This window comes from Aeromonas sp. QDB18, assembly GCF_027705325.1.
Taxonomy (GTDB): Bacteria; Pseudomonadota; Gammaproteobacteria; order Enterobacterales; family Aeromonadaceae; genus Aeromonas; species Aeromonas caviae.
The window spans coordinates 1-19,901 of record NZ_JAPDBQ010000075.1 but is presented as its reverse complement, the minus strand read 5'-3'; the positions used below and the strand labels follow the sequence as shown (position 1 = coordinate 19,901).

Below are 19,901 nucleotides of genomic sequence, written 5' to 3'. Positions count from 1 at the left end.
GCATATGGATTTAGGGACTCAGAATACTTTTTTCTGAAAATCAAGGCGGCCTTCCCCGGAAAGCCGCGATGAACCTTAAATAAGGTGGTGATTCATTCTGGTGGATAAAACCATCACAAAAAGCCGATGAAGGCAGCGTATTGCTTTTCGTCAGGCGGGAATGCGGCCATTGCGCACCAGGGCCCGGCGGATATTTTTGCACATCTTGCCGAAGCGGTTGAGCTCGTCGAAGCTGGGCGGGATGCCGCGATCGATCTGATATTGCCAATAGCAGAGGTCCGTATCCACCAGCTCCATCAGCTTCTTGGGGCAGCCGATGCAGGTGTTGTCCGGCCCGCATTTGAAGGTATCCGGTTGATAGAGCGGAAATTCCGCCTTCACGGCGTCGATGATCTGCTGCATGGCGGTCATGCGGTCCGGCTTTCTGCTCACGGTCTGGCTCCCCGGCGGCTTGTATGGGGGAGTCATTATATCCCTGACAAAATGTGGGCCAATGACGCTTAGGAGGTAGTCCGCCTTGCGTGCACGCCACCGCACCCCGGATCCTGCGCCTGCTTCCCCCTGGTGGTCTCTTCTGTCTGGCGCCGTTTCGGGTCATGGTGAAAGCCCCGAACGAACCACTTTTTGACTGACCCCTCTGGAGGTGTGATGAGACCCTGTGCCCTGCTGTTGCTTTTTCCCCTGGTGTGCCAGGCCGAGGCCAGCCCGAGTGAACCCGTGCAGGAAGGTACCCTGGCCAATCAGCAGCTGATCCGGGATGCCATGGTGGGGGTCGCATCCTGGGTGGCCACCAAGGGGAGTGACGCGCCGGAGCGCTTCGTGCCCGTGGTGTTGCAACTTCCCGAGGGGGAGCCGGGCAGTCGCCACTGGCAGGAGCGCTGGACGGTGACGGGCTGTGGCAACGACTATCCCGTGGTGATCGATTTTCGGGAGACCGGGATGCAAAGCGCCATGTGGACCATTGCTCGATAGGGTCGGTGCCGCCATCTGCGAGCTGCAAAGATGACAACGCCCGGCAAGCCGGGCGTTGGAACAGCGTGAAGGGGAAAGCCCGTCATCAGAAGTCGTGGTAGAGGGGCCAGCCGAGCAGGGGGTGGCGGATCCCGGCGCGCATCTCCATGTTGTCGAGCTTCTCCGGCGAGGCGTCCTCTTTTTGCAACTGCTGGTACTGACGCACAAACCCCAGGGTATGCAGCAGGTTGGGCACAAAGCCCGGGCTCAGCTCTTGGCGCAGGGCGGCGGCCATGTCGGCGGGCAGCGCGCTCAGCATCAGGGTGAGCTGGGCGGCGAGGTAGTCGGTGTCGTACCAGCCCTCGTCGAGCTCAATCTCCCGCGCCAGTTTGCGCTTGAGATCCTGCTTCACCTTGAGGGGGGCGGCGCCACTGCCCTTGCCGCAGAGGATGCGGTAGAGCAGGGCCTCGGCCAGCTTGTCCTCCATGGTGGGGTGGTCGCTCTCGCAGGCGAAGAAGTGCTGGTCGATGAGCTCCATCAGGCGGCTCTTGTTGTGCTCGGTCAGCGCCTTCTCGTACTCCTGCCACCCTTGCCACTCTTCCACATCGGGGGGGCTGGAGATCTTGTCCAAGAGTCGCGCATCCACGTCACCGTAGAGGCTGTTGCCAGCCTGCTTGGGGCTGACGGTGATGAGCATGGACCAGCCCTTCTGGAACGGCTTGATGGGGCCTTCCGGCGCCTGCAACAGGGCCAGTGCCTTGGCCGGGTCCCGTTGGGATAGCTCCTGCAGACCGAGGCTCACCACGCCGATGACGTCGTGGGCCGCTTGCTCCAGCAGGTGCATCTTGTACTTGTTGTAGTACTTGTCGGCGAATTTGAGGCTCATCAGCACCGCCTTGCCCTTGATGGCGGCGAGCTGCTGCTGACTCAAGAGTTCGTTGTCGCGGCCAAAGCGCAGCACCTGGGTCAGAAAGGGGCCCTGGTTGGCATCGCGAATGACTAACTGCATGAATGGGCTCCTTAATCCAGAAAGCTGAACATGTCGTCGACGTCACCGTACTCGTCTTCCTCGACCTTGTTCTTCTCTTTGGCCTGCATCACCAGCTCGGCGGCAAACTTGTTGATGATGCCGTCCCAGGTGGAGTGCTCGTTGCGCAGCAGCGACTTGATGGATTTTTCCACCTCGGGGGCCAGCTCGCGAATGAGCATCAAGAGGCTGCGCGGGTCGTCCAGCGCATAGTCGTGGCTGTCTTCGGCCTGCTGGCGCTCGCTGTAGCGCAGGGACTCTTCGAGATCTTCCTCTTCGGCGTGCAGCACGTCGCGATAACCTTCGTCCTCTTCATAGCGATCGCCGCGATAGAACTCGATAAAGGGGATGGCGAGGTAGAAGAGACCGGCCGGATCCTCGGCCACGCACTCGAGGATCTCCCGCTGCTTGGCTTCGCTCTCCTGGGTGCGGATCAGGTAGTTGAGGAAGTCGAAGGTGTGCTGTTGCAGCTCGTCGGCGTTGTTCTTGATCGCCTCTTCCCAGTAGAGGGGCTGCTGGCAGACGATGTCGCGGATCCGCTCCGGGGTCATCAGCTCGGAGATGATGGAAGGGAAGGAGATGTCGTGCTGGCCGTTGATCTGGGTCAGGGTAACGATATCAATGTTTTCAATCACTTCTGCCAGCTGGTCGTCAGACATGGTCTTGGCGATCAGCTCGAACTTCTCGCTGGCCTGCTTCGGCTCGATGACGGCCAGCTCTTTGATCTCGATGGCGGTAATTTCTATCAGACTGTTGCTCATGCCTTGCCCCAATTAGAAACGGACTTCGTCGTACATATCCTGATCGCCGTCGTCATCACCATAGCGGTCACTGCCGCCGTGGTAGTCGGCGTCGGCATCTTCCCCGTCTTCCTCTTCTTCATCGCGCAACTCATAGTCGTCATCACCGCGGTGGCTGCCGCGGGGCAGCGGGTTGTCCAGGAGGAACAGCACGGCGCAGGCCTCCATCAGCTGATCTTCGCTCTGTGCCCGCACCGCCTTGACCAGGGGCAGGATGGCGTTGTTGAAGCCGACGCTCACCTTGAACTCGTCCCAGGAGGGTTGCTCACCGCTGGCGAGCCACTTGTTCCACTGCGACTTGGCCTTGGGCGGGAACTGCACCCGGCCATAGAGGGCGAGCGGCAGGTATTCGGGCATGAACTCCAGCATGCTCATGTCGGCCAGCAGCAGGGCCTTCATCTGGTCGGTGAACTGCTCGAGCCCCTTGGGGTCGTCCTGATCCCGGTAGGATTCGATGTTCTCGCTGGCATCGCTTTGCAGGGCCTTGAGCCGTGCCTGGTCCCATTTTTTTTGCATAGTTGCTCTTCTTGCCTGGTGGCTCAGGGGTAGAACTGGTCCCACATCTCCTGCATGGCAGCAGCGGGATCGGTCACGATGACGTTGTTGAAATCCTTGATAAAGGCGGCCCGCTGTTTCGGATCGGACAGCACTTCATAAGCCTGCTTTACCTGGTGCAGCCGGGCGGCTGCCTGCTCTTTCTCTTCTTCGCTCGCCCCGTGCAGCTTGTCGGGGTGGTACTGGTTCGACAGCCGTCGATAGGCTTTTTTGATGTCGTTTTCACTGGCATTGGACTTGACGCCCAACACCCGGAAGTAGTTGTTCATGACGGATCCTGCCTCACTGGCATGGTGGAATTCATCCTGTGTCGACCTGGTGGCTGAACGTCGGCAAACCAGGCTCGGCAAAAACCGGAGATTTTAACGGAAAGCCGGCGCCTCTGCCATGAAAGTGCGGTCTTTCTGTACGAAAAGAGCGGGCGGTGCGAGATGGCGGCGGGGCTACACTGGCAGAGGGGGGCGGCAGGCCCCGGCGTTGCCCGGCCCCCTCTTGTCCGAACCATCCGGATTCTGCCGTCACAAGGAGTCATCGCCATGGTCAAGTCCGCGTTTTTCGTGCTCGCGCTGGCAGGCAGTGGCGCCTCTGCCAGCGACATATTGCCCGCCTCGCCGCTGATGGGGGATGTCACCAGGGCCCAGTTCATGGAGCGCGCCGCCCAGCGCTTCGCCTTGCAGGACAAGAACGGTGACGGCGTGCTGTCGGTTGCCGAGAAAGAGGCCAACCTGGCAAAGCTGGCTGGCGTGATGCAACAGGCTGGCAAGCCGGTCCCGGAGCGGATGAGCCAGCTCAAGCCGTCGCGGGAGACCACCAGGGCCCAGTTCATGGCGCGGTAGGAGGCGCTCTTCTCTCGCCTGGACAAGAACGGTGACGGGGTGATCGGGGAGTCTGAGCGTCTCGACATCAAGGCCAATCTGGAGAAGCGGGCGATGGAGGCCGCCCAATAGGGCGGGTTGTCAGCCCTCCGATGAAAAAGAGCCCGGTAGCGATACCGGGCTCTTTGCATCTCTGGCATGAAGGGGGGCTACCAGCTTGCCCAGAGCAGCCGCAACCTGAGCCCCCAGGCGCTGCTCCAGCCGGTGGTGCTGCTCACCAGAGCCCCATCCTTGATGACGAGGAAGGTCGGCGTCACCCCCACCTGCCAGCGGGCGGCCAGATCTCCGGACTCGTCGTTGTGGGTGGGGAAGGTCAGCCCCTTCTTCGCCATCCCGGCGCGCAACTGGTCATCGCTGCCGGAGCGCAGTGCCACCGTCAGCACATTTTCACCCTCCTGCCAGAGCTGCTCCACCGTGGGAGTGGTGAAGCGGCACACCCCGCACCAGCTGGCCCAGTAGTAGACCAGCAGGGGCTTGCCGCGGCTCTGCTCGGTCAGAGTGGTGGTGGTGCCGTCCTGCAGGGTGAAGGGGGCCTCCATGGCCCCCGCCGGCAGCGTGGGGCTGCGCCACAGATCCACCAGGGTGGTGATGACAAGCGCCATCAGCAGCAGCCAGAGCGCCTCCTTGCCCCAGCGGCGCCAGCGGGGGGCCTTTATGCCTGCATCCTCGGCCATGGCTTAGCTCCGCTTGGCCAGCTCGGCTTTGACCAGCTGCTCCAGCTCGTCATAGGGAATGGCACCTGGCACCAGCTGGTTGCCGATAAGGGTCGCCGGGGTGCCTTGCACGCCGAGCAGGGTACCGATGCGCAGGCTGTTGCGCAGCTCTTCGGTGGCCTTGCCTGCGGGCTTGAGGGTCAGGTTGTCGGTGGCGGCCAGCGCCTTGTTGATGTCCGTCTCGGTCAGCATCCCCTGCTTGCTCATGAGCTTGTCGTGCAGGGGGAGGAAGCGGGCAGGATCCTGTTGCCACAGGGTCAGGCTGTACTGGGCCGCCTTGGCGGAGGTCTGCCCCTTGAACGGCAGCAGCTTGATCACCAGCCCCAGATCGTCCGGATAGGCCGCGAGCAGCTTGGCGACCGCCGGGTCGAACTGCTTGCAGTAGGGGCAGTTGTAGTCGGTGAACAGCACCAGGGTCAGCTTGGGATGCTTGGCACCGAGGCGCGGGCTGGTGGGGCTGTTGAACAGCACATCCTGGTTGCCCTTGATGAAGTCACCCATCTGGGCCTGCTGGGTCGCGGCGTTCTGCTTCTCCCAGGATTCGGCTGCCTCGTCGAGGATCCCGGGGTTGGCGATCAGGGTCTCGCGAATGAGTTCCTTGATGCGGGCCTCCTGCTCCGGGGTGAAGGGGGCGGCGTGCAGCGTGGGGGTGCCCAGGGTGGCGGCTACCAGGGCGGTGCAGAGGGTCAGGGTTCGCAGTCTCATGGCATTCTCCTTAGAAATGGGTGGCATCGGCCCGAACGAGGCCGGCCTTGTGCAAGCTGTCGAGCAAGTCGGCCTTGTCCAGCAGGGGAGAGAGGATCTCCCCTTCCGGCAGGCCGGGCCCGTAGATCTGGTTGAAGGGAACGGCGGCGGCGCCGCGCTGGCGCAGGAAGACGGAGATAGCATCGCTCGGCCGGCTCCAATCGCCGCGAAGGGCCACCACGCCCGGGGCCGACAGGGCGCGCTGCACCTCGTCACGCAGCAGCACGTTGTATTTGTTGGCCTTGCAGGTGACGCACCAGTCGGCGGTGACATCCACGAAGACCCGCTTGTTCTGGGCCAGGGCGTCGGCGATGGCCTGCTCGGAGAGCGGCTGCCAGGCGATGCGATCGACGCTGCCACTCCCTTTCACCGTGAGGGCGCCCCCCAGCAGCAGGGCGCCGCCGATGAGTGCCGAGAGGGAGAGGGCCAGCGTGAAACCGCGCAGGCCATAACGCCAGAGGATGCCCATCAGCAGCGCCAGCACCATGGCGGCCATCAGCCAGCCGGTGGCCGTGGTGCCCAGATGGTTGCCAAGCAGGCTCGCCAGCCAGAGGCTGGAGCCCAGCATCATCAGCCCGAGCAGGATGCGCAGTCGCCCCATCCAGCGCCCCGGTTTGGGCAGCCAGAGGGCAAGGCGCGGCAGGGCCGCCACCAGCAGCCAGGGCAGGCTCATGCCAAGGCCGAGGGCGGTGAAGATGAGCCAGAGCTGGCCGAGCGGCGCCGCCAGTGCAAAGGCCACCGCGGTGCCAAGGAAGGGGCCCGAGCAGGGGGTCGCGAGCAGGGTGGCGAAACTCCCCTGCAGGAAGTGACCGCCGAGCCCCTTGCCGCCGCGGGTGGCGAGGCGAGTGCTGAGACTGCTGGGCAACCTTATCTCGAACAGCCCCAGCAGGTTGGCGCAAAACAGCAGGGTCACCGCCACCATGAAGCCGATGAAACCGGCGCTCTGGAACTGGATCCCCCAGCCGACCGCCCCTTGTGTGGCGCGCAGCAGGCTGCTCATGGCCGCCAGCACCCAGAAGGAGGTGATTATCCCGGCGCTGGCGGCGAGGAACTGTTTGCGCACGCCTCCTTGTTCGCGCCCCTGCTGCTGCAACACGGTGCCGAGTTTCAGGGCCAGTACCGGCAGCACGCAGGGCATCAGGTTGAGGATGAGACCGCCGAGCAGCGCCGCCCCCAGCAGCCAGATGAGAGGCTGGCCTGGGGCTGGCAAGGTGAGGGGCCCGGCGATGGTGGCGCGGGTCTGCCAGGCCTGCTCGCCGCTGGTGAGCAGCAGGCCGAGGGATTGACCACGCAAGTCAGGGGCATCCCCCTGCCAGCCGTCGCTGACCGGCACCCGGGCAATCAGGGTGGTGCCGTTCACCTCGAGCGCGGGCTTGCCGAACTCGGCCCCCTCCAGCGCATCGATGAAGAGCGCAGGCTCCTGCCACCCCTCGACCCGCTCGGCCCGCAGTTGCAGCAGGTTGTGCTGGTAGCCGAGCTCGACCCGGGTGTCGGCGGGCAGCGTCTGTGGCAGGGTGCTCATGGCCCGGGCCCAGGCGAAGTCGAAACCGGCCGGCGCCTGCCCATCCGCCGCCAGGGTGAAGGGGTAGTCGGTCAGGATGCAGACATTGCTGCAGGTGGAGAGGCGCAAGGTGCCCTTGAGCGGCTGCCCGGCCGGGTAGCCCAGGCTCAGGGGGAAGCGTACCTGCTCCTGATAGCCCTGGGTGTTGAGCCCGGCCACCTCGAAGGGACGCGGCGTGGGCCAGTGCCACTGGAAGTCGCCGACCGGCTCATCCCACAGGATCTGGGGCGCTATGCCCCCTTCACCCGGGCTGTGCCAGTAGGTCTTCCAGCCTGACTCCAGCTGGACATCGAGCAGGATGCGGGTCTGATCCGGGACGCTGCGGTCGGCTTGCAGCCTGACCTTGGCGTGACTGTTCTGGGGGCGGGTGAGCCACCCCGTATCGCTGGCCAATCCGCTGGATTGCCACAGCAGGCTGCCCAGTAGCAGGGCCGCCTTGAAGAGATTCGACATGTGTTGGGTCTCGCAAAAAAATGAGTGACAGCAGGCTGAAAAAGCGCGGCTGAACTCATTCCCGCCAGACGCAGAGGGTGAGGTGCAGTCGCCGCTCTGGCGGCGAGACATTGATGGGGGGAGGCAGTGCCGGCGCGCGCCGTGACAGGGGCACCAGCAGGGCAATCACGAAGGCGATGGCGAAGAAGAGTTGCTCCACGCACAGCAGACTGGCGGCGCTCAGCCACTTGCCGTTGAGCTGGCAGCTATTGGGCTGCACACTGGCGGGCGTGCCCTTGTCGGCCTGGTCGTCGGCTGAGGCGAACTGGGGCAGGGTCTGGCAACTCACGGCGTGATCGAGCAGGGCGAGGCGGGCCAGCGGCTGGGCCGCGCAATTGAGCACCAGCAGGCAGACCAGCAGCAGGAGTCGTGTCGCCGCGCGTTGTTGCAAAATCATGCTCGCCCCGTTCATCAAGATGGCCACATCCTAGCGGGCAATGGCGGGTGGGGCAAGCCGGGGTGGCCGGTGGCGTCCGGGGCTGGTCGGTTCTGTCTGGCGAACGCTTGTTCGCTAAAAGGGGGACCAGTATACTGCGCCGAGTCAAATTCCGAGGTGTTCGATGCTCAAACTTGCCCGTGTGCTGCTGCTGGCACTGCTGCTCGTCTTCTGGTTCCTGTTCGGCCTGTTGCTTTGTCTGGTGCGCCCGCGCCACCCGAACAACGTCTATGTCTTTGCCCGCATGTATCATGCGGTCTGCCCGCTGATCGGCCTCAAGGTCCGGGTGACGGTGGCCGACGAGGTCAAATCGGTGGGGCCGGCGGTCTACGTCTGCAATCACCAGAGCAACTACGACATCTTCACCGTGACCGGCGCCGTGCAGCCCGGCGTGGTGGCGGTGGGCAAGAAGAGCCTGCTGTGGCTCCCCTTCTTCGGTCTCATCTTCTGGCTCTCCGGCAACGTGCTGATCGACCGCTCCAACCGCTCCCGCGCCATCGGCACCATCGGCCAGGTGGTGGATCGCATCAAGCATCGCGGCACCTCCATCTGGATGTTCCCGGAGGGGACCCGCTCCCAGGGGCGTGGTCTGCTGCCGTTCAAGGCGGGGGCCTTCCACACTGCCGTCCAGGCCGAGGTGCCCGTGGTGCCCATCGTCTGCTCCAGCTACTTCGGTCAGGTCGATCTCAACCGCTGGGACAACGGCGAGGTGCTGCTGGAGGTGATGGCCCCGGTGTGCAGCAAGGAGCACGGCGCCGCCGGCATCCGCGAGCTCTCCGACACCTGCCGGGAGAAGATGGAAGCCAAGCTGGCGGAGCTGGATGGCAAGCTTGGCCATCGGCCGGCGGCCTGAGCCCGGTTGCAGAGAAGAGAGGGAGCCGCTGGCTCCCTTTTTTATTGGTGAAAATCACCATCTTGTTGGTTTTTTTCACCACGCTGTATCCAATGGACATCCATCGTTAACTTTCATCTAATTGTAAATAAAGGAAAAAATATTCTGGCACGGCTCTTGTAATGTCATGGGAAGAGAGTGACACCCCATCAACAAGGAGCCAGACCATGAGCGTATTCAGCCGCCTGACCGACGTGATCAATGCCAACCTGCACAGCCTGCTAGACAAGAGCGAAGAGCCGGAGAAGATGCTGCGGCTGATGATCGAGGAGATGGAGCAGGTCCAGGTCGAGATGAGAACCCAGGCCGCCCGCGTCATCGCCGAACAGAAACAGTTGGAGCGCCATCAGCAGGCGCTGCGCAACCAGATCCAGGAGTGGGCAGCCAAGGCCGAACTCGCCATCCAGAAGGGCCGCGAAGATCTGGCCCGTGCCGCCCTCACCGAGAAGCTGGCGGAGATGAAGCAGTGCGAGCGGCTGGAAGAGGACAAGGCGCGGGTGGCCGAGGTGCTGGCCCAGCTCACCACCGACAGCGAGCGACTGGCGGCCAAGCTGACCGAGGCGCGGGAGAAGCAGAAGATGCTGACCCTGCGCGAGCAGACCGCCCACAGCCGCATCCGCGCCCGTGCCCAGGTGGACAACCAGCGCATGCACGAGCTGGTGGCCCGCTTCGACGGCTTCCAGAACCGGGTCGATCAGCTGGAGGCCCAGCTGGAGGCGGCGACCCTGGGGCAGAATCCGTCCCTCGAGGCCCAGTTCCGCGAGCTGGAGCTGAACGACGAGATTGAGCGGGAACTGGCCCGGCTCAAGGGTCAGAAGGTGGAGGCATAACCATGACACCCTGGCCCAAGGATCTCGCCCATCGCAAGCTGACCGGGGTCTGCGCCGGTCTTGCCAGAGGGCTGGGGGTGTCCAGAGTGACGGTGCGGGTGGTGGCCCTGCTCGCCCTGATCCTGATGCCGCCGCTGGCCCTGGCGCTCTATCTGGTGGGGGTGCTCGTCATGCCTCCCCGCCGTGAACTTCAACGCTGGCTGGGGTGATCTCCGGATCGCCCCGTCGGCAAGTGCAAGCCCGTGAGGAGCACAACATGCTGGAATTTATCGTCTTGATCCTGGTGCTGATCGGCATGGCGCTGACCGGATTCACCGTGCTGGCCATGCTGCTGGTGAGCGGGGTCTTCGTGCTGTTTGGCGCCCTGGCCGGCATGTTTGCCCTCATCATCAAGCTGGCGCCCTGGTTGCTGGTGGTGCTGGTGGTGTGCTGGCTACTCAGCAACAGGCGCAAGCAGTCGAACACCTACCGTTAAGCCCCCCTGATTTCGCATCCTTCCTTGGCCACTGCTTGCAGTGGCCCTTTTTATGGGGGCGACACAGGGTCGGTGTGCGGGGTGGCAAGCCAGGAAAGGCCCCAGCCGTGCCACAGCACCGGCTCGTGTACCAGGCGCTCCTTGAACGCCTTGCTCTGCTGCTTGAGGCGGTACTCGAGGCGCAGCGCCTCGGGTTTGCCGGGGACTTCCTGCTGCCATACCAGGGAGAGGGGTCCCTTGCCGCGCAGGGCTCTGGCCCCCTTGCCGCTCTGGTGCTGACGCAGTCGCCGCTCGGGATCCGTGCTGATCCCCGCATAGAGTGCCCCGGTGCCGGTGCGCACCAGATAGACAAACCAGCGGGAGGGAGTGGTGGTGGCGAGGGTCATGAGGTGCGCCACCTGGCCCGCTGGCGCCCAAGCCGGTGCAGGGGCAGCAGGCTCACCAGCAGGCCGGCCCAGACGAAGGCAAAGCCCACGGATTTCACCGGATCCGGGATCTCGCCAAACCAGAAGAGGGCGAGCAGGAAGGCGAGGCTCGGCTCTATGTATTGCAGCAGCCCCACCGTGCTCATGGGCGTGCGCGCCACCGCATAGCAGAACAGCCCCACCGGCAGCAGGGTGGCGGGGGCACTGCCCATCAGCAGCAGGCGCTCGGTCCAGTCACCAGCCATAAACTGGCTGGTGCCCTGCAAGGTCAGCCAGCCGATGATCAGCAGGGCGACGGGCAACTGCACCAGGGACTCCAGATAGAGGCTGGTACCGGCGTCCAGTCTCACCTTCTTCTTGATGAGGCCGTAGAGGGCGAAGTTGGCCCCCATCACGAGGGAGAACCAGGGCAGCTCGCCGTAGGAGAAGAGCATGTAGGCGAGCCCCGCCAGGGCGAGCGTCACCGCCAGGTGTTTTTGCGGGGTGAGCTTCTCTTTGAGGAAGAGCACCGCAAAGGCGATGTTGAACAGCGGGGTCATGAAGAAGGCGAGGCTGGTGGCCAGCACCTGGCCCGTGGTCAGGCACCAGGTGAACATGCACCAGCTGATGGACATCACGGGGCCCGCCAGCAGCACAAGGCCGAGCTGCCGGGGATCGCCGCGCAGGGCCCCCCAGGGTACCCGATGGCCGAGGAGCAGAAGCAGGCCTCCCAGCAGCACCACGGACCAGAGCACCCGGTGGGAGAGCAGTTCCCACATGTTGATCTCGGGCATGAACTGGTAATAGAGGGGCAGCATGCCCCACAGCACGAATGAGAGGGCCGCGCTGCCGGTGCCCATCCAGTTCTTCATCTCTCTCCGTTTATTAAACTAAACAATGGCGGCTGCATGATAAGTATCCGCCGCTCCTTTCACAAGCGGGAGCGGGGAGAAAACTCTGGTACTATCGGGCCCATGAACCGACTCGATCCCCTGTTTGAACAGATCCGGGCCTGCCGCCTGTGCGAGGCCCACCTGCCGCTCGGCCCAAGGCCGGTGATCCGCGGCAACGAGCGCGCCCGTTTGCTCATCATCGGCCAGGCCCCCGGCACCCGGGTACACGCCAGCGGCATCCCCTGGGACGATCCCTCCGGCGATCGACTGCGCTTGTGGCTCGGGGTGGACAAGGCCACCTTTTACGATGAATCCCGCATCGCCATCATGCCCATGGGGCTCTGTTACCCCGGCAGGGGCAAGTCGGGGGATCTGCCGCCGCGCCCGGAATGTGCCCCCACCTGGCACGACAAGGTTCTGATGCTGCTGCCCAACATCGAGCTGACCCTGCTCATCGGCCAGTATGCGCAGGCTTACTACCTGAGGGCGGCGGCGAAAGGATCGCTCACCGAGACGGTGCGACACTGGGCGGACTATGGCCCGGCCTGGTTGCCGCTTCCGCACCCGTCCCCGCGCAACACCCTCTGGCTCAGGAAGAACCCCTGGTTCGAGCAGGGGGTGATCCCCCATCTGCAGCAGCGGGTCGCCCCCCTGCTTGACCCGGCAGGCTAGAGCGCCGGCTCGGCCTGGGGTTTGGGCTTGCTGCGGGCCATGGCGACCAGCGGCAGTATGATGCACAGGCACCCCAGCAGCAGCGGCAGCCCCGGCTGTTCGTCAAACAGCCAGACCCCGATGGCGACCGCCATCAGCAGCCCGGTGTACTCCGCCGAGGCGATCTTGCTTGCCTCCGCCTTGCGATAGGCCATCACGCACAGCCCCGCGTAGACCATGATGAGCGCCGAGGAGCCGAAGGCGGGCCACCACATCTGCCATTGCCACTCGCCCCCTTCCCACCAGGCCAGCGCCAGGATGAAGGGCATGCTCAGCACATTGGTGAAAAACAGGGTCTGGGCGATGGGCTGCTGGAGCGGGATGCGCTTGATCAGCAGGTTGTTGACCGCCAGGGAGAGCGCCACCCCGAGCGCCGCCAGGGCGGCCCAGTTTACCTCGGTCGGGCGCAGCACGATGAGCACTCCGACGAAGCCGAGCAGCGCCGTCAGCACCTTCTGGCGCGAGAGTGCCTCCCCCGCCAGCCAGACCGCGAGCGGCACCATCAGCAGCGGGGCGGCATAGAAGAGGGCGTTGGCGGTGGCGAGCGGCAGCCGGGTGAGGGCGACCACCATCAGGCAGACACCGACGGCCCAGATATGGGCCCGCAGCAGGTGCCACTTGAGGGCTACCGGCGGGTTGCGCCGCCAGGACCAGAGCAGCCAGGGGGCGAGCAGCAGGGCCGCGGAGAGCTGGCGGAAAAAGACAAATTGGAAGATGGGCTGGTCCGGCTCCAGCACCTTGACCAGGGCATCGGAGAAGACCGCCACCATGTTGCCGAGCACCAGATAGAGGATGCCTATTCCGACTGCATTCATACCACCTCCAGATTCAGATGAGGGGAGGGTAGCCCGCGGCCTGTTATCCAGTAAAATGATAAAAAATCATCACGCATGAGAAATTTGGATAATGAAGCTGCCCCCCCTGCGCGCCGTTCAATATTTCGAGGTGGTTGCCCGCCTGCTGAGTTTTTCCCGCGCCGCCCTGGAGCTCAATGTCAGCCAGAGTGCGGTCAGTCACCAGATCCGTCTGCTGGAGGATTTTCTGGGGGAGCGGCTGCTGCTGCGCCAGGGGCGGCTGCTCTCCCTGACGCCCCAGGGGGAGATCTATTTCGAGGGGATCGCCGCCGGGCTGGTCCAGATTGCCCAGAGCAGCGAGCAGTTGCGCGGCGGCGGCGAGATGCGGGTGCGGCTCGCGGTCTACAGCTCCTTTGCGGTGAAGTGGCTGATCCCGCGCCTGGCCGGGCTGCGCCAGCTCTATCCAGAGCTGGATCTCAGCCTGGAGATGGTGGCGGAAGACCCCGAGCTCTCCGACAGGGTGGCGGACGGTTTCATCACCGTCTCCCCCGAAGGGCCGGGCTACATGCACGATCTGCTCTATCGGGAGCGGCTGATGCCGGTGTGCAGTCGCCGGATGTGGCAGCAGGTGGAAGGGGAGTGGCCCGCCACCCTGTGGCAGTTGCCGCTGCTCTCCATCCAGGCTATCTACCGCGAGAAGGGGGAAGATTGGCGGCGCTGGGCCGAAATGGGGGGGCTGACTATTCCCCCCGAGGCGAGGGTGCACCATTTCAGCCATATCCTGCTCGCGCTGGAGGCGGCGAACTGGGACCAGGGAATGGCGCTCATCAATGACTACATGTTGCAGCCGGAAGATCCGCGTCTGGTGCGGCTGCCCCTGCACGCCCTCGAGACCGGCGACAACTTCTATTTCGTCTTCAAGCGCTCGCGCGCCCATGAACCCGCCATCAGCCGGTTGCGTCAGTGGCTGTGGCAGGAGTCGCAGGCGAGCCTGAGACCCGGGGAAAACGAGCCTCTCAGGCGCGTCTGAACGGGCTGGGCGCCCTAATGCAGAATGGACGGCACAGCCCACGACGAAGGTGTCTGATTCGGGAGGCCTGATGGCACTGGCGAGACCAGGGCCATCAGGAGCGGGTCAGGTGCGCTTGAACTGGCTCAGTACAAAGAGGGTGGTGGCGCAGACTACGACCGAGGGACCGGCCGGGGTGTCCTGATACCAGGAGAGGGCAAGGCCCCCCAGCACGGCGAGACAGCCGGTCAGGGCGGCAAAGCCGGCCATCTGCTCCGGGGTCTGGCTGAAGCGGCGGGCGGTGGCGGCGGGAATGATCAGCAAGGAGGTGATGATGAGCGCCCCGACGAACTTCATGGCCACGGCGATGACCAGGCCTATCAGCAACATCAGCACGCAGCGCAGCACATCCACCCGTACCCCTTCCACCCGGGCCAGCTCTTCCGAGATGGTCATGGAGAGCAGGGGCTCCCAGAGTCGCCACAGGGTGAGCAGCACCAGGGCGCCGCCGCCGTAGATCCAGAGCAGGTCCATGGGCTGCACCGAGAGCAGGTCGCCAAACAGGTAGGCCATCAGGTCCACCCGCACGTTGTCCATGAAGCTCAGGGTGACCAGACCCAGCGACAGGGCGCTGTGGGCCAGAATGCCGAGCAGGGTGTCGGTGGCGACCTGCTGGTTGCGGCTCATGATGACCAGCAGCATTGCCATGGCGAGGCAGCAGACCACGACCGCCAGGGTGAGGTCCACCTGCAGCAGGATGCCGAGGGCGATGCCGAAGAGGCAGGCATGGGAGAGGGTGTCGCCAAAATAGGCCATCTTGCGCCACACCACGAAGCTGCCCAGGGGCCCGGCCAGCAGGGCGATGCCGAGTCCGGCCGCGAGGGCGTATAACAGAAAGCTGTCCACGTGAAGATCCTAGTTGTTGCGAGAGGGCAGGCGGATGACGGGAGCCTGCGGTTCATGATGATGGTGTTCGCCATCGCAGTGGTGATGGTGGGTATAGACCGCCAGCACCTCCCGCTCCGGCCGCCCGAACAGGCGGGCAAATTCCGGGTGCCGGGCCACGCTCTCCGGCTCGCCGTGGCAGCAGACGTGGCGATTGAGGCAGATCACCTCGTGAGTGCTGGCCATCACCAGGTGCAGATCGTGGGAGACCATCAGCACGGCGCAGTGGAACTCGGCGGCCAGCTGGCTGATGAGGGCATAGAGCTCGATCTGGCCCGTGATATCTACCCCTTGCACCGGTTCGTCCAGCACCAGCAGCTCGGGTTTGACCAGCAGGGCGCGGGCCAGCAGCACCCGCTGCATCTCGCCACCGGAGAGCTTTTGCATCCGGTTGTCCAGCAGATCCTGGGCACCGACCCGATTGAGCGCCTCCTCGATGGAGAGGCGGCTGTTCTTGCCAAGTTGCAGGAAGCGGCGCACCGTCAGGGGGAGGGTGGGGTCCAGATAGAGGCGCTGGGGTACATAGCCGACCCGCAGATCGCGGCGGCGAACGATGTCCCCCGAATCTGGGCTGAGCAAGCCCAGCACCAGCTTGCTCAGGGTGCTCTTGCCCGCCCCGTTGGGGCCGACCAGGGTGGTGATTTTGCCTTTGTTCAGGGTAAAGGAGACCTTGTCGAGCACGAGTCGTCCGTCAAATGAGAGACAGACCTCTTTCAGCTCCACCAGTTGGGTCATGACAGCTCCGGGGTTTACAGCCTGTGAGAGTTATAATATAACAGCGACGTTGGTTTGTTATATTATCACACACACACACCCTGACGAGACCTCTATGCGAATTCTTGCTCTGATCACTGCCCTGATGGCGGTGAGTCTGCCTGTCCGTGCCCTCGAGGTGCTGACCACCATCAAACCCCTGGGCTTCATCGCGGCGGCGATCACCGATGGTGTGAGCGAGCCCGGGGTGCTGCTGCCCACCGGTGCGTCGCCCCACGATTTTTCCCTGCGCCCTTCCGACATGCGCAATATCAAGGAGGCCGATCTGGTGGTGTGGGTCGGTCCCGAGCTGGAAGGCTTCATGGCCAAACCCCTGGCCCAGCATCCTCATGTATTGACCCTGACCCAGGTTCCCGGCATGCCGCTGTACAACTATGCGACCCAGGGGGAACATGACGATCATCACCATGATGACAAGGATCATGACCATGCCGCCCACGACCACGGCTCGCACGACGAGGGCCATGAAGGGCACTACCACGAAGGGGTGGATCCCCACATCTGGCTGGGTCCAACCCAGGCCAAGGTGATTGCCAAGGCGATCGCGACCGAACTGGGCAAGCTGGATCCTGCCAACCAGGCGCGCTATGCCGCCAATCTCGCGGCCTTCGAGGGCAAGGTTGACGCCCTGGACAAGGTGATCGCCGTGCAGATGAAGGCGGTGGATCAGAAGGGCTACTTCGTGTTCCACGAAGCCTATGGATACTGGGAGCGTCACTACGGCATGAGCTCCAAGGGACACTTCACCGTGAGCCCGGAGCGTCGCCCGGGAGCCAAGACGCTGATTGACATCCGCAAGGCGCTGGAAGAGAAAAAGGCGAGCTGCATCTACGCCGAGCCGCAGTTCTCCCCGGCGGTGATCGAGTCGGTTGCCCGCAATACCGGGGCCAAGGTGCTGCTGCTGGACGAAGTCGGCGAGCGGGTGCCGCTCGGTCCGGACGGTTATCCGCAATTCATGCAGCAGTTGGCGGATGCCTTCGCCCAGTGCCGCTAGGCCTTGCCCGACATTGACGATAGAGGCGGCGCGGCCAACTATACTGACCTCCAGCATCTGATATGGAGTGTCAGTCATGAAATGGTTGCTCATCTCTGCCTGCACGCTGACCCTGCTGGGATCCGGCATACAGGCATCCGGTCTTTCCGAACACATCGCCAGCCCGGAACTCAGGGCAAAAATGCAGGCGGTCTATGGCGCCAGAGCGATCCAGCGGTCCGAGGCCTTCTCTCGTCTGCTGACGCCAAGGGCCGGAACGACGGACCAGCAGAAGCTGGAGCTGGTGAACAACTACTTCAACAACCTGACCTACAGCGAGGATCCCAGACTGTGGGGGGATGATGATTATTGGGCCAATCCGCTGGAGTTCATCGGGGCGAGAGGGGGGGATTGCGAGGACTACAGCATCGCCAAGTACTACACCCTGATGGAGCTGGGGGTCGACGAGAAGAAGCTGCGGCTGGCCTATGTGAAGGCAATTCGTTACAACCAGTTCCACATGGTGACGTTGTACTTCCCGACCATCAAGTCAGATCCCCTGGTGCTGGACAACATCAATGGCCGCATCCTGCCGGGGAGCAAGCGCAATGATCTGCAGCCGGTTTACAGTTTCGATGCCAAAAGCATCTGGATCATGAAATCCCGCCGCGAGGGAACCCTGGCGGGGAGTGCCGATCGCCTGGCCCAGTGGACCTCGATGCAGAGCCGGTTCTCCAGCGAGCATCTGCGCTCCCCCCGTCGCCAGCTATAACTTGCCCGCCGCCTTCAACTCCTCGAAATATTTTCCCGCGCCCGGATGCTGTTCGACACTCAGCACCGGGCCTATTTTGTTGCGCGCCTTGTGAAACAGGTTCGCATAGCCATAGGTCTGTTCGTTGAAACTGGTTTGCTGGCTCAGCATGGCCCGGGTCAGCCGATAGACCTCGTCATCGGGAGTGGCGGCATTGGTCACCAGGGTGGCGGCGATGGCGAAGGTGGGGGTTGCCTTGAGGTTGCCCGGGTAGATGCGTGCCGGCACCTGGCTGCGCTGGTAATACCTGACCCCTTTGAGCAGCTGGTCCCTTACGGGCCCCTCGATCGCCAGGAAGCGCACGGCGCAGCGCTTGGCGGTGTCCAGCACGATGCGGTTGGGATGACCCATGACAAGGCCATAGGCATCGATCTGTTTATTGCACAACGCTTCGGAGAGATTGGCGACGCTCTTCAAATCGAGATCCTGCTCCTTTGCGCCCAGAACATTGAACAGGGCCAATGCCGTTTGACGAGTCCCTGAACTCTTCAGGCCCATGTCGATGGGGGCCAGCTTGAGCTGCTCCAGGGTGGTGATATCCCCATCGGCTCGCACCACTATGGTGAAAGGTTCGGCGTGGGTGGCAAAGAGCGCCCTCAGCTCGGGTTGTGGCTGGGCAGCGAAAGGCCCGGTGCCCTGGCTGGCCTGATAGAGCCAGTCGGACTGGACGAGCGCATAGGGTACCTCTCCCGTTTTCAGCTGGCGGAGATTTTCGATGGACCCGGAGCTGGCCTGTAGTTTGCAGGGCATCGTGGGGTCACTTTTTTTGGCCAGTCTGCAGAACTCCTTGATGACCTGGTAATAGATGCCTTGCTCCCCCCCTGTGCCTATGGTCATGGTGGTCGCGTGCAGGGTCGGTTGCCACAGCAGGGCGAGCAGCAGCAGCGGGATCCTCATGATGCATTCTCCTGAGTGGCATAACCATCGATGCCCCAACTGCGCAGCATGTCCACATCGCTTACGTCGCCGGCTTCCGCCAGCAAGGTGTAGCCGGAAGCATGGAGGCATTGGGAGAGCAGGTTCCAATAAAGGGGGGACTGGGTGAGCTGGCAACTGATGAAGACGGGTCTGATGGGGTCGAGCCTGGCCAGATTGTCGTTGTTCATCGGGATGTTGCTGAATGCCAGCTCAATCCCCTGGGACTGGAGTGCGGTCAGTCGTTCCTCGGCCAGGGGGGGGAAGATCGCCAGATCCCAGCGCCAGTCCAGCGTCTTGCCACGAGCGCTGGTCAGCACGGGGGCAAACTGCGCCCAGTCTGGGTGGCCGAGCAGGCTGAGAGGCAGCTGGAGCCCTTCCGCCTTCTGGGTCAGCCAGTTGTTGAGCAGCCCCCGAATTTCATCCGGCGAACTGTCCGTGGTGGGGGGGGCTTGGGTAGCAGGCGGCTGTAGAGCCTGATACTCCCCTGAGTGGAGAAGAAATGCTGCTGATAGGTGTTGCCATCGGTGTCGACCAGCCCAACGAGCTTCTGGTGGGTCGGGAGAGCGTCGTGCTTGCCAAGCTGGGTGATCTTGAGCCGCTGTTGCAGCAGGTCCCGCTTGCGTTCAGAGACCAGCTGGTTGATGGAGACAACGACTTCCTGCAATTCGCGAAGCCACGGGGTTGGCAGGTTGCCGCTGAACTGGCGTTTGCGGATCCGGGCCAGTTGCAGACTGATCTGTTCGAGGGGGCGCAGCAGGCGGCGGCACACCCAGGTGATCACCAGGCTGAACACCAGCAGGCCGGCGAGCAGCGCAAGTCCGGTACGACTGATGGCGTTCCACAGATGCTGGTAGGCGTAACCCTTGTGTCCCTCGAGCGTGAGGGTACCGAGAATGCGCCAGCCGTCGGTCAACTCCTGCTCAATCTTGACCGGTGGCATGTCGATAACTGAGGGGAGCCAGCCTGGAACATTTTGCTGTGCGGTGTGGAACACCTTCTGGAACAGCACCTGGCCATCCGGATCCAGCAGAACGACGGAGTTGACGAAGCCTCCGTCGAACATGGCGTTCACTATGGTCTCGGCAAGGACCTTGTCATCGTTGAGCAGAGTGCCCTGCAGCACCAGCCCCAGTGCGGTGATGGCGGTTTCAAGGTTGGCCGACATCTGGTCGAGAATAGACTGTCGTACCGTCGTGATCTCCAGCACGAGCAGCAGCGCGGCGCCGATGGTGAAGAGGATTCATGTACAGGATCTTTAGCTACAACCAATTGAAATAGATAGAAAAAAGGCTTCGTTTGTGATCTGATTTAATCGCAA

The 19,901-nt window shown here is 63.3% G+C and carries 25 protein-coding genes and 1 pseudogene; 10 read left to right on the top strand and 16 right to left on the bottom strand.

Translation table 11 applies throughout. The features are described from left to right. Positions 1-150: 150 nt before the first annotated feature. A complete protein-coding gene (locus OKC30_RS12535) occupies positions 151-402 on the bottom strand; it encodes a hypothetical protein (protein ID WP_039039818.1) in 252 nt (83 codons plus the stop codon). Between the two features lie 246 nt (positions 403-648). On the opposite strand from OKC30_RS12535, the gene OKC30_RS12530 reads away from it, so the two are divergent. After that, the gene (locus tag OKC30_RS12530; protein ID WP_160837532.1) at positions 649-972 is read left to right on the top strand and encodes a hypothetical protein; all 324 of its coding nucleotides are present in this window, start codon (positions 649-651) and stop codon (positions 970-972) included. An 85-nt stretch (positions 973-1,057) separates the two neighbouring features. On the opposite strand, the gene atcC is transcribed toward OKC30_RS12530, so the two are convergent. From atcC to atcJ, 4 genes are read right to left on the bottom strand one after another with little or no spacing between them, the layout of a single operon-like run. Further along, positions 1,058-1,960, bottom strand: a complete 903-nt coding sequence (atcC, locus tag OKC30_RS12525) for a cold adaptation protein AtcC (RefSeq protein WP_160837531.1) — start codon at positions 1,958-1,960, stop codon at positions 1,058-1,060. A gap of 11 nt (positions 1,961-1,971) precedes the next feature. Continuing rightward, positions 1,972-2,739 carry a cold adaptation protein AtcB gene (gene atcB / locus OKC30_RS12520; RefSeq protein WP_010672787.1) on the bottom strand — a complete coding sequence of 256 codons (768 nt, stop codon included), beginning with the start codon at positions 2,737-2,739 and terminating at the stop codon, positions 1,972-1,974. Positions 2,740-2,751: 12 nt separating this feature from the next. Next, positions 2,752-3,294 (bottom strand): cold adaptation protein AtcA, encoded by a 543-nt coding sequence (gene atcA, locus OKC30_RS12515; protein WP_128296340.1) that lies wholly within the window; start codon positions 3,292-3,294, stop codon positions 2,752-2,754. Between the two features lie 23 nt (positions 3,295-3,317). After that, on the bottom strand, positions 3,318-3,602 hold the full coding sequence (gene atcJ, locus OKC30_RS12510; protein ID WP_024943298.1) for a cold adaptation protein ActJcold adaptation protein ActJ: 285 nt from the start codon (positions 3,600-3,602) through the stop codon (positions 3,318-3,320). A 267-nt stretch (positions 3,603-3,869) separates the two neighbouring features. On the opposite strand from atcJ, the gene OKC30_RS12505 reads away from it, so the two are divergent. Next, a complete protein-coding gene (locus tag OKC30_RS12505; protein WP_234888587.1) occupies positions 3,870-4,169 on the top strand; it encodes an EF-hand domain-containing protein in 300 nt (99 codons plus the stop codon). A 188-nt stretch (positions 4,170-4,357) separates the two neighbouring features. On the opposite strand, the gene OKC30_RS12500 is transcribed toward OKC30_RS12505, so the two are convergent. From OKC30_RS12500 to OKC30_RS12485, 4 genes are read right to left on the bottom strand one after another with little or no spacing between them, the layout of a single operon-like run. Continuing rightward, positions 4,358-4,882 (bottom strand): protein disulfide oxidoreductase, encoded by a 525-nt coding sequence (locus tag OKC30_RS12500; protein WP_052814378.1) that lies wholly within the window; start codon positions 4,880-4,882, stop codon positions 4,358-4,360. A 3-nt stretch (positions 4,883-4,885) separates the two neighbouring features. After that, the gene (locus OKC30_RS12495; protein ID WP_010672791.1) at positions 4,886-5,626 is read right to left on the bottom strand and encodes a DsbA family protein; all 741 of its coding nucleotides are present in this window, start codon (positions 5,624-5,626) and stop codon (positions 4,886-4,888) included. A gap of 10 nt (positions 5,627-5,636) precedes the next feature. After that, positions 5,637-7,679, bottom strand: coding sequence for a protein-disulfide reductase DsbD family protein (locus tag OKC30_RS12490; RefSeq protein WP_160837530.1), 2,043 nt, complete (start codon positions 7,677-7,679; stop codon positions 5,637-5,639). A 55-nt stretch (positions 7,680-7,734) separates the two neighbouring features. Continuing rightward, positions 7,735-8,115, bottom strand: coding sequence for a hypothetical protein (locus tag OKC30_RS12485; RefSeq protein WP_039039817.1), 381 nt, complete (start codon positions 8,113-8,115; stop codon positions 7,735-7,737). Between the two features lie 163 nt (positions 8,116-8,278). Here OKC30_RS12485 and OKC30_RS12480 point away from each other — a divergent pair, with 163 nt between their 5' ends. From OKC30_RS12480 to pspG, 4 genes are all read left to right on the top strand, one after another. Then, complete coding sequence (locus tag OKC30_RS12480) at positions 8,279-9,007, top strand: 1-acylglycerol-3-phosphate O-acyltransferase (RefSeq protein ID WP_039039739.1); 729 nt, start codon at positions 8,279-8,281, stop codon at positions 9,005-9,007. A 206-nt stretch (positions 9,008-9,213) separates the two neighbouring features. Next, positions 9,214-9,876, top strand: a complete 663-nt coding sequence (pspA, locus tag OKC30_RS12475) for a phage shock protein PspA (RefSeq protein WP_160837529.1) — start codon at positions 9,214-9,216, stop codon at positions 9,874-9,876. A gap of 2 nt (positions 9,877-9,878) precedes the next feature. Beyond that, positions 9,879-10,085 (top strand): PspC domain-containing protein, encoded by a 207-nt coding sequence (locus tag OKC30_RS12470; protein ID WP_010672796.1) that lies wholly within the window; start codon positions 9,879-9,881, stop codon positions 10,083-10,085. Between the two features lie 47 nt (positions 10,086-10,132). Next, entirely contained in the window at positions 10,133-10,351 is a 219-nt protein-coding gene (gene pspG / locus OKC30_RS12465) for an envelope stress response protein PspG (RefSeq protein ID WP_010672797.1), read from the top strand. 50 nt (positions 10,352-10,401) lie between these two features. Here pspG and OKC30_RS12460 read toward each other — a convergent pair whose 3' ends face one another. Together OKC30_RS12460 and rarD are read right to left on the bottom strand one after the other, a co-directional pair. Beyond that, positions 10,402-10,737 (bottom strand): GIY-YIG nuclease family protein, encoded by a 336-nt coding sequence (locus OKC30_RS12460; protein ID WP_160837528.1) that lies wholly within the window; start codon positions 10,735-10,737, stop codon positions 10,402-10,404. Next, the gene (gene rarD / locus OKC30_RS12455) at positions 10,734-11,627 is read right to left on the bottom strand and encodes an EamA family transporter RarD (protein WP_160837527.1); all 894 of its coding nucleotides are present in this window, start codon (positions 11,625-11,627) and stop codon (positions 10,734-10,736) included. Before rarD ends, OKC30_RS12460 begins: the two co-directional genes overlap by 4 nt. 102 nt (positions 11,628-11,729) lie before the next feature. Between rarD and OKC30_RS12450 the strand changes: the two genes are divergently transcribed. Next, a complete protein-coding gene (locus OKC30_RS12450; protein WP_041214394.1) occupies positions 11,730-12,320 on the top strand; it encodes a uracil-DNA glycosylase family protein in 591 nt (196 codons plus the stop codon). Here OKC30_RS12450 and OKC30_RS12445 read toward each other — a convergent pair. Then, positions 12,317-13,174 (bottom strand): DMT family transporter, encoded by an 858-nt coding sequence (locus OKC30_RS12445; RefSeq protein ID WP_010672801.1) that lies wholly within the window; start codon positions 13,172-13,174, stop codon positions 12,317-12,319. The genes OKC30_RS12450 and OKC30_RS12445 overlap by 4 nt on opposite strands. Before the next feature lie 91 nt (positions 13,175-13,265). On the opposite strand from OKC30_RS12445, the gene OKC30_RS12440 reads away from it, so the two are divergent. Further along, positions 13,266-14,183: a LysR substrate-binding domain-containing protein gene (locus OKC30_RS12440; protein ID WP_042014956.1), complete on the top strand. Its 918-nt coding sequence runs from the start codon at positions 13,266-13,268 to the stop codon at positions 14,181-14,183. A gap of 105 nt (positions 14,184-14,288) precedes the next feature. Here the strand turns inward: OKC30_RS12440 and znuB are convergent, their stop codons facing one another. Then, complete coding sequence (gene znuB, locus OKC30_RS12435) at positions 14,289-15,068, bottom strand: zinc ABC transporter permease subunit ZnuB (protein ID WP_160837526.1); 780 nt, start codon at positions 15,066-15,068, stop codon at positions 14,289-14,291. Between the two features lie 9 nt (positions 15,069-15,077). Then, positions 15,078-15,842 (bottom strand): zinc ABC transporter ATP-binding protein ZnuC, encoded by a 765-nt coding sequence (znuC, locus tag OKC30_RS12430; protein ID WP_069651971.1) that lies wholly within the window; start codon positions 15,840-15,842, stop codon positions 15,078-15,080. Between the two features lie 94 nt (positions 15,843-15,936). Between znuC and znuA the strand changes: the two genes are divergently transcribed. Then, positions 15,937-16,875, top strand: a complete 939-nt coding sequence (znuA, locus tag OKC30_RS12425) for a zinc ABC transporter substrate-binding protein ZnuA (RefSeq protein WP_160837525.1) — start codon at positions 15,937-15,939, stop codon at positions 16,873-16,875. Positions 16,876-16,951: 76 nt separating this feature from the next. Then, a complete protein-coding gene (locus OKC30_RS12420; RefSeq protein ID WP_104455202.1) occupies positions 16,952-17,626 on the top strand; it encodes a transglutaminase-like cysteine peptidase in 675 nt (224 codons plus the stop codon). On the opposite strand, the gene OKC30_RS12415 is transcribed toward OKC30_RS12420, so the two are convergent. Together OKC30_RS12415 and OKC30_RS12410 are read right to left on the bottom strand one after the other, a co-directional pair. Beyond that, entirely contained in the window at positions 17,621-18,562 is a 942-nt protein-coding gene (locus OKC30_RS12415; RefSeq protein WP_042014953.1) for a TAXI family TRAP transporter solute-binding subunit, read from the bottom strand. The two genes, OKC30_RS12420 and OKC30_RS12415, sit on opposite strands and share 6 nt — an antisense overlap. Beyond that, positions 18,559-19,823: pseudogene (locus OKC30_RS12410) on the bottom strand (LapD/MoxY N-terminal periplasmic domain-containing protein). The gene OKC30_RS12415 and the pseudogene OKC30_RS12410 overlap by 4 nt, the downstream one beginning before the upstream one ends. Between the last annotated feature and the right edge of the window lie 78 nt (positions 19,824-19,901).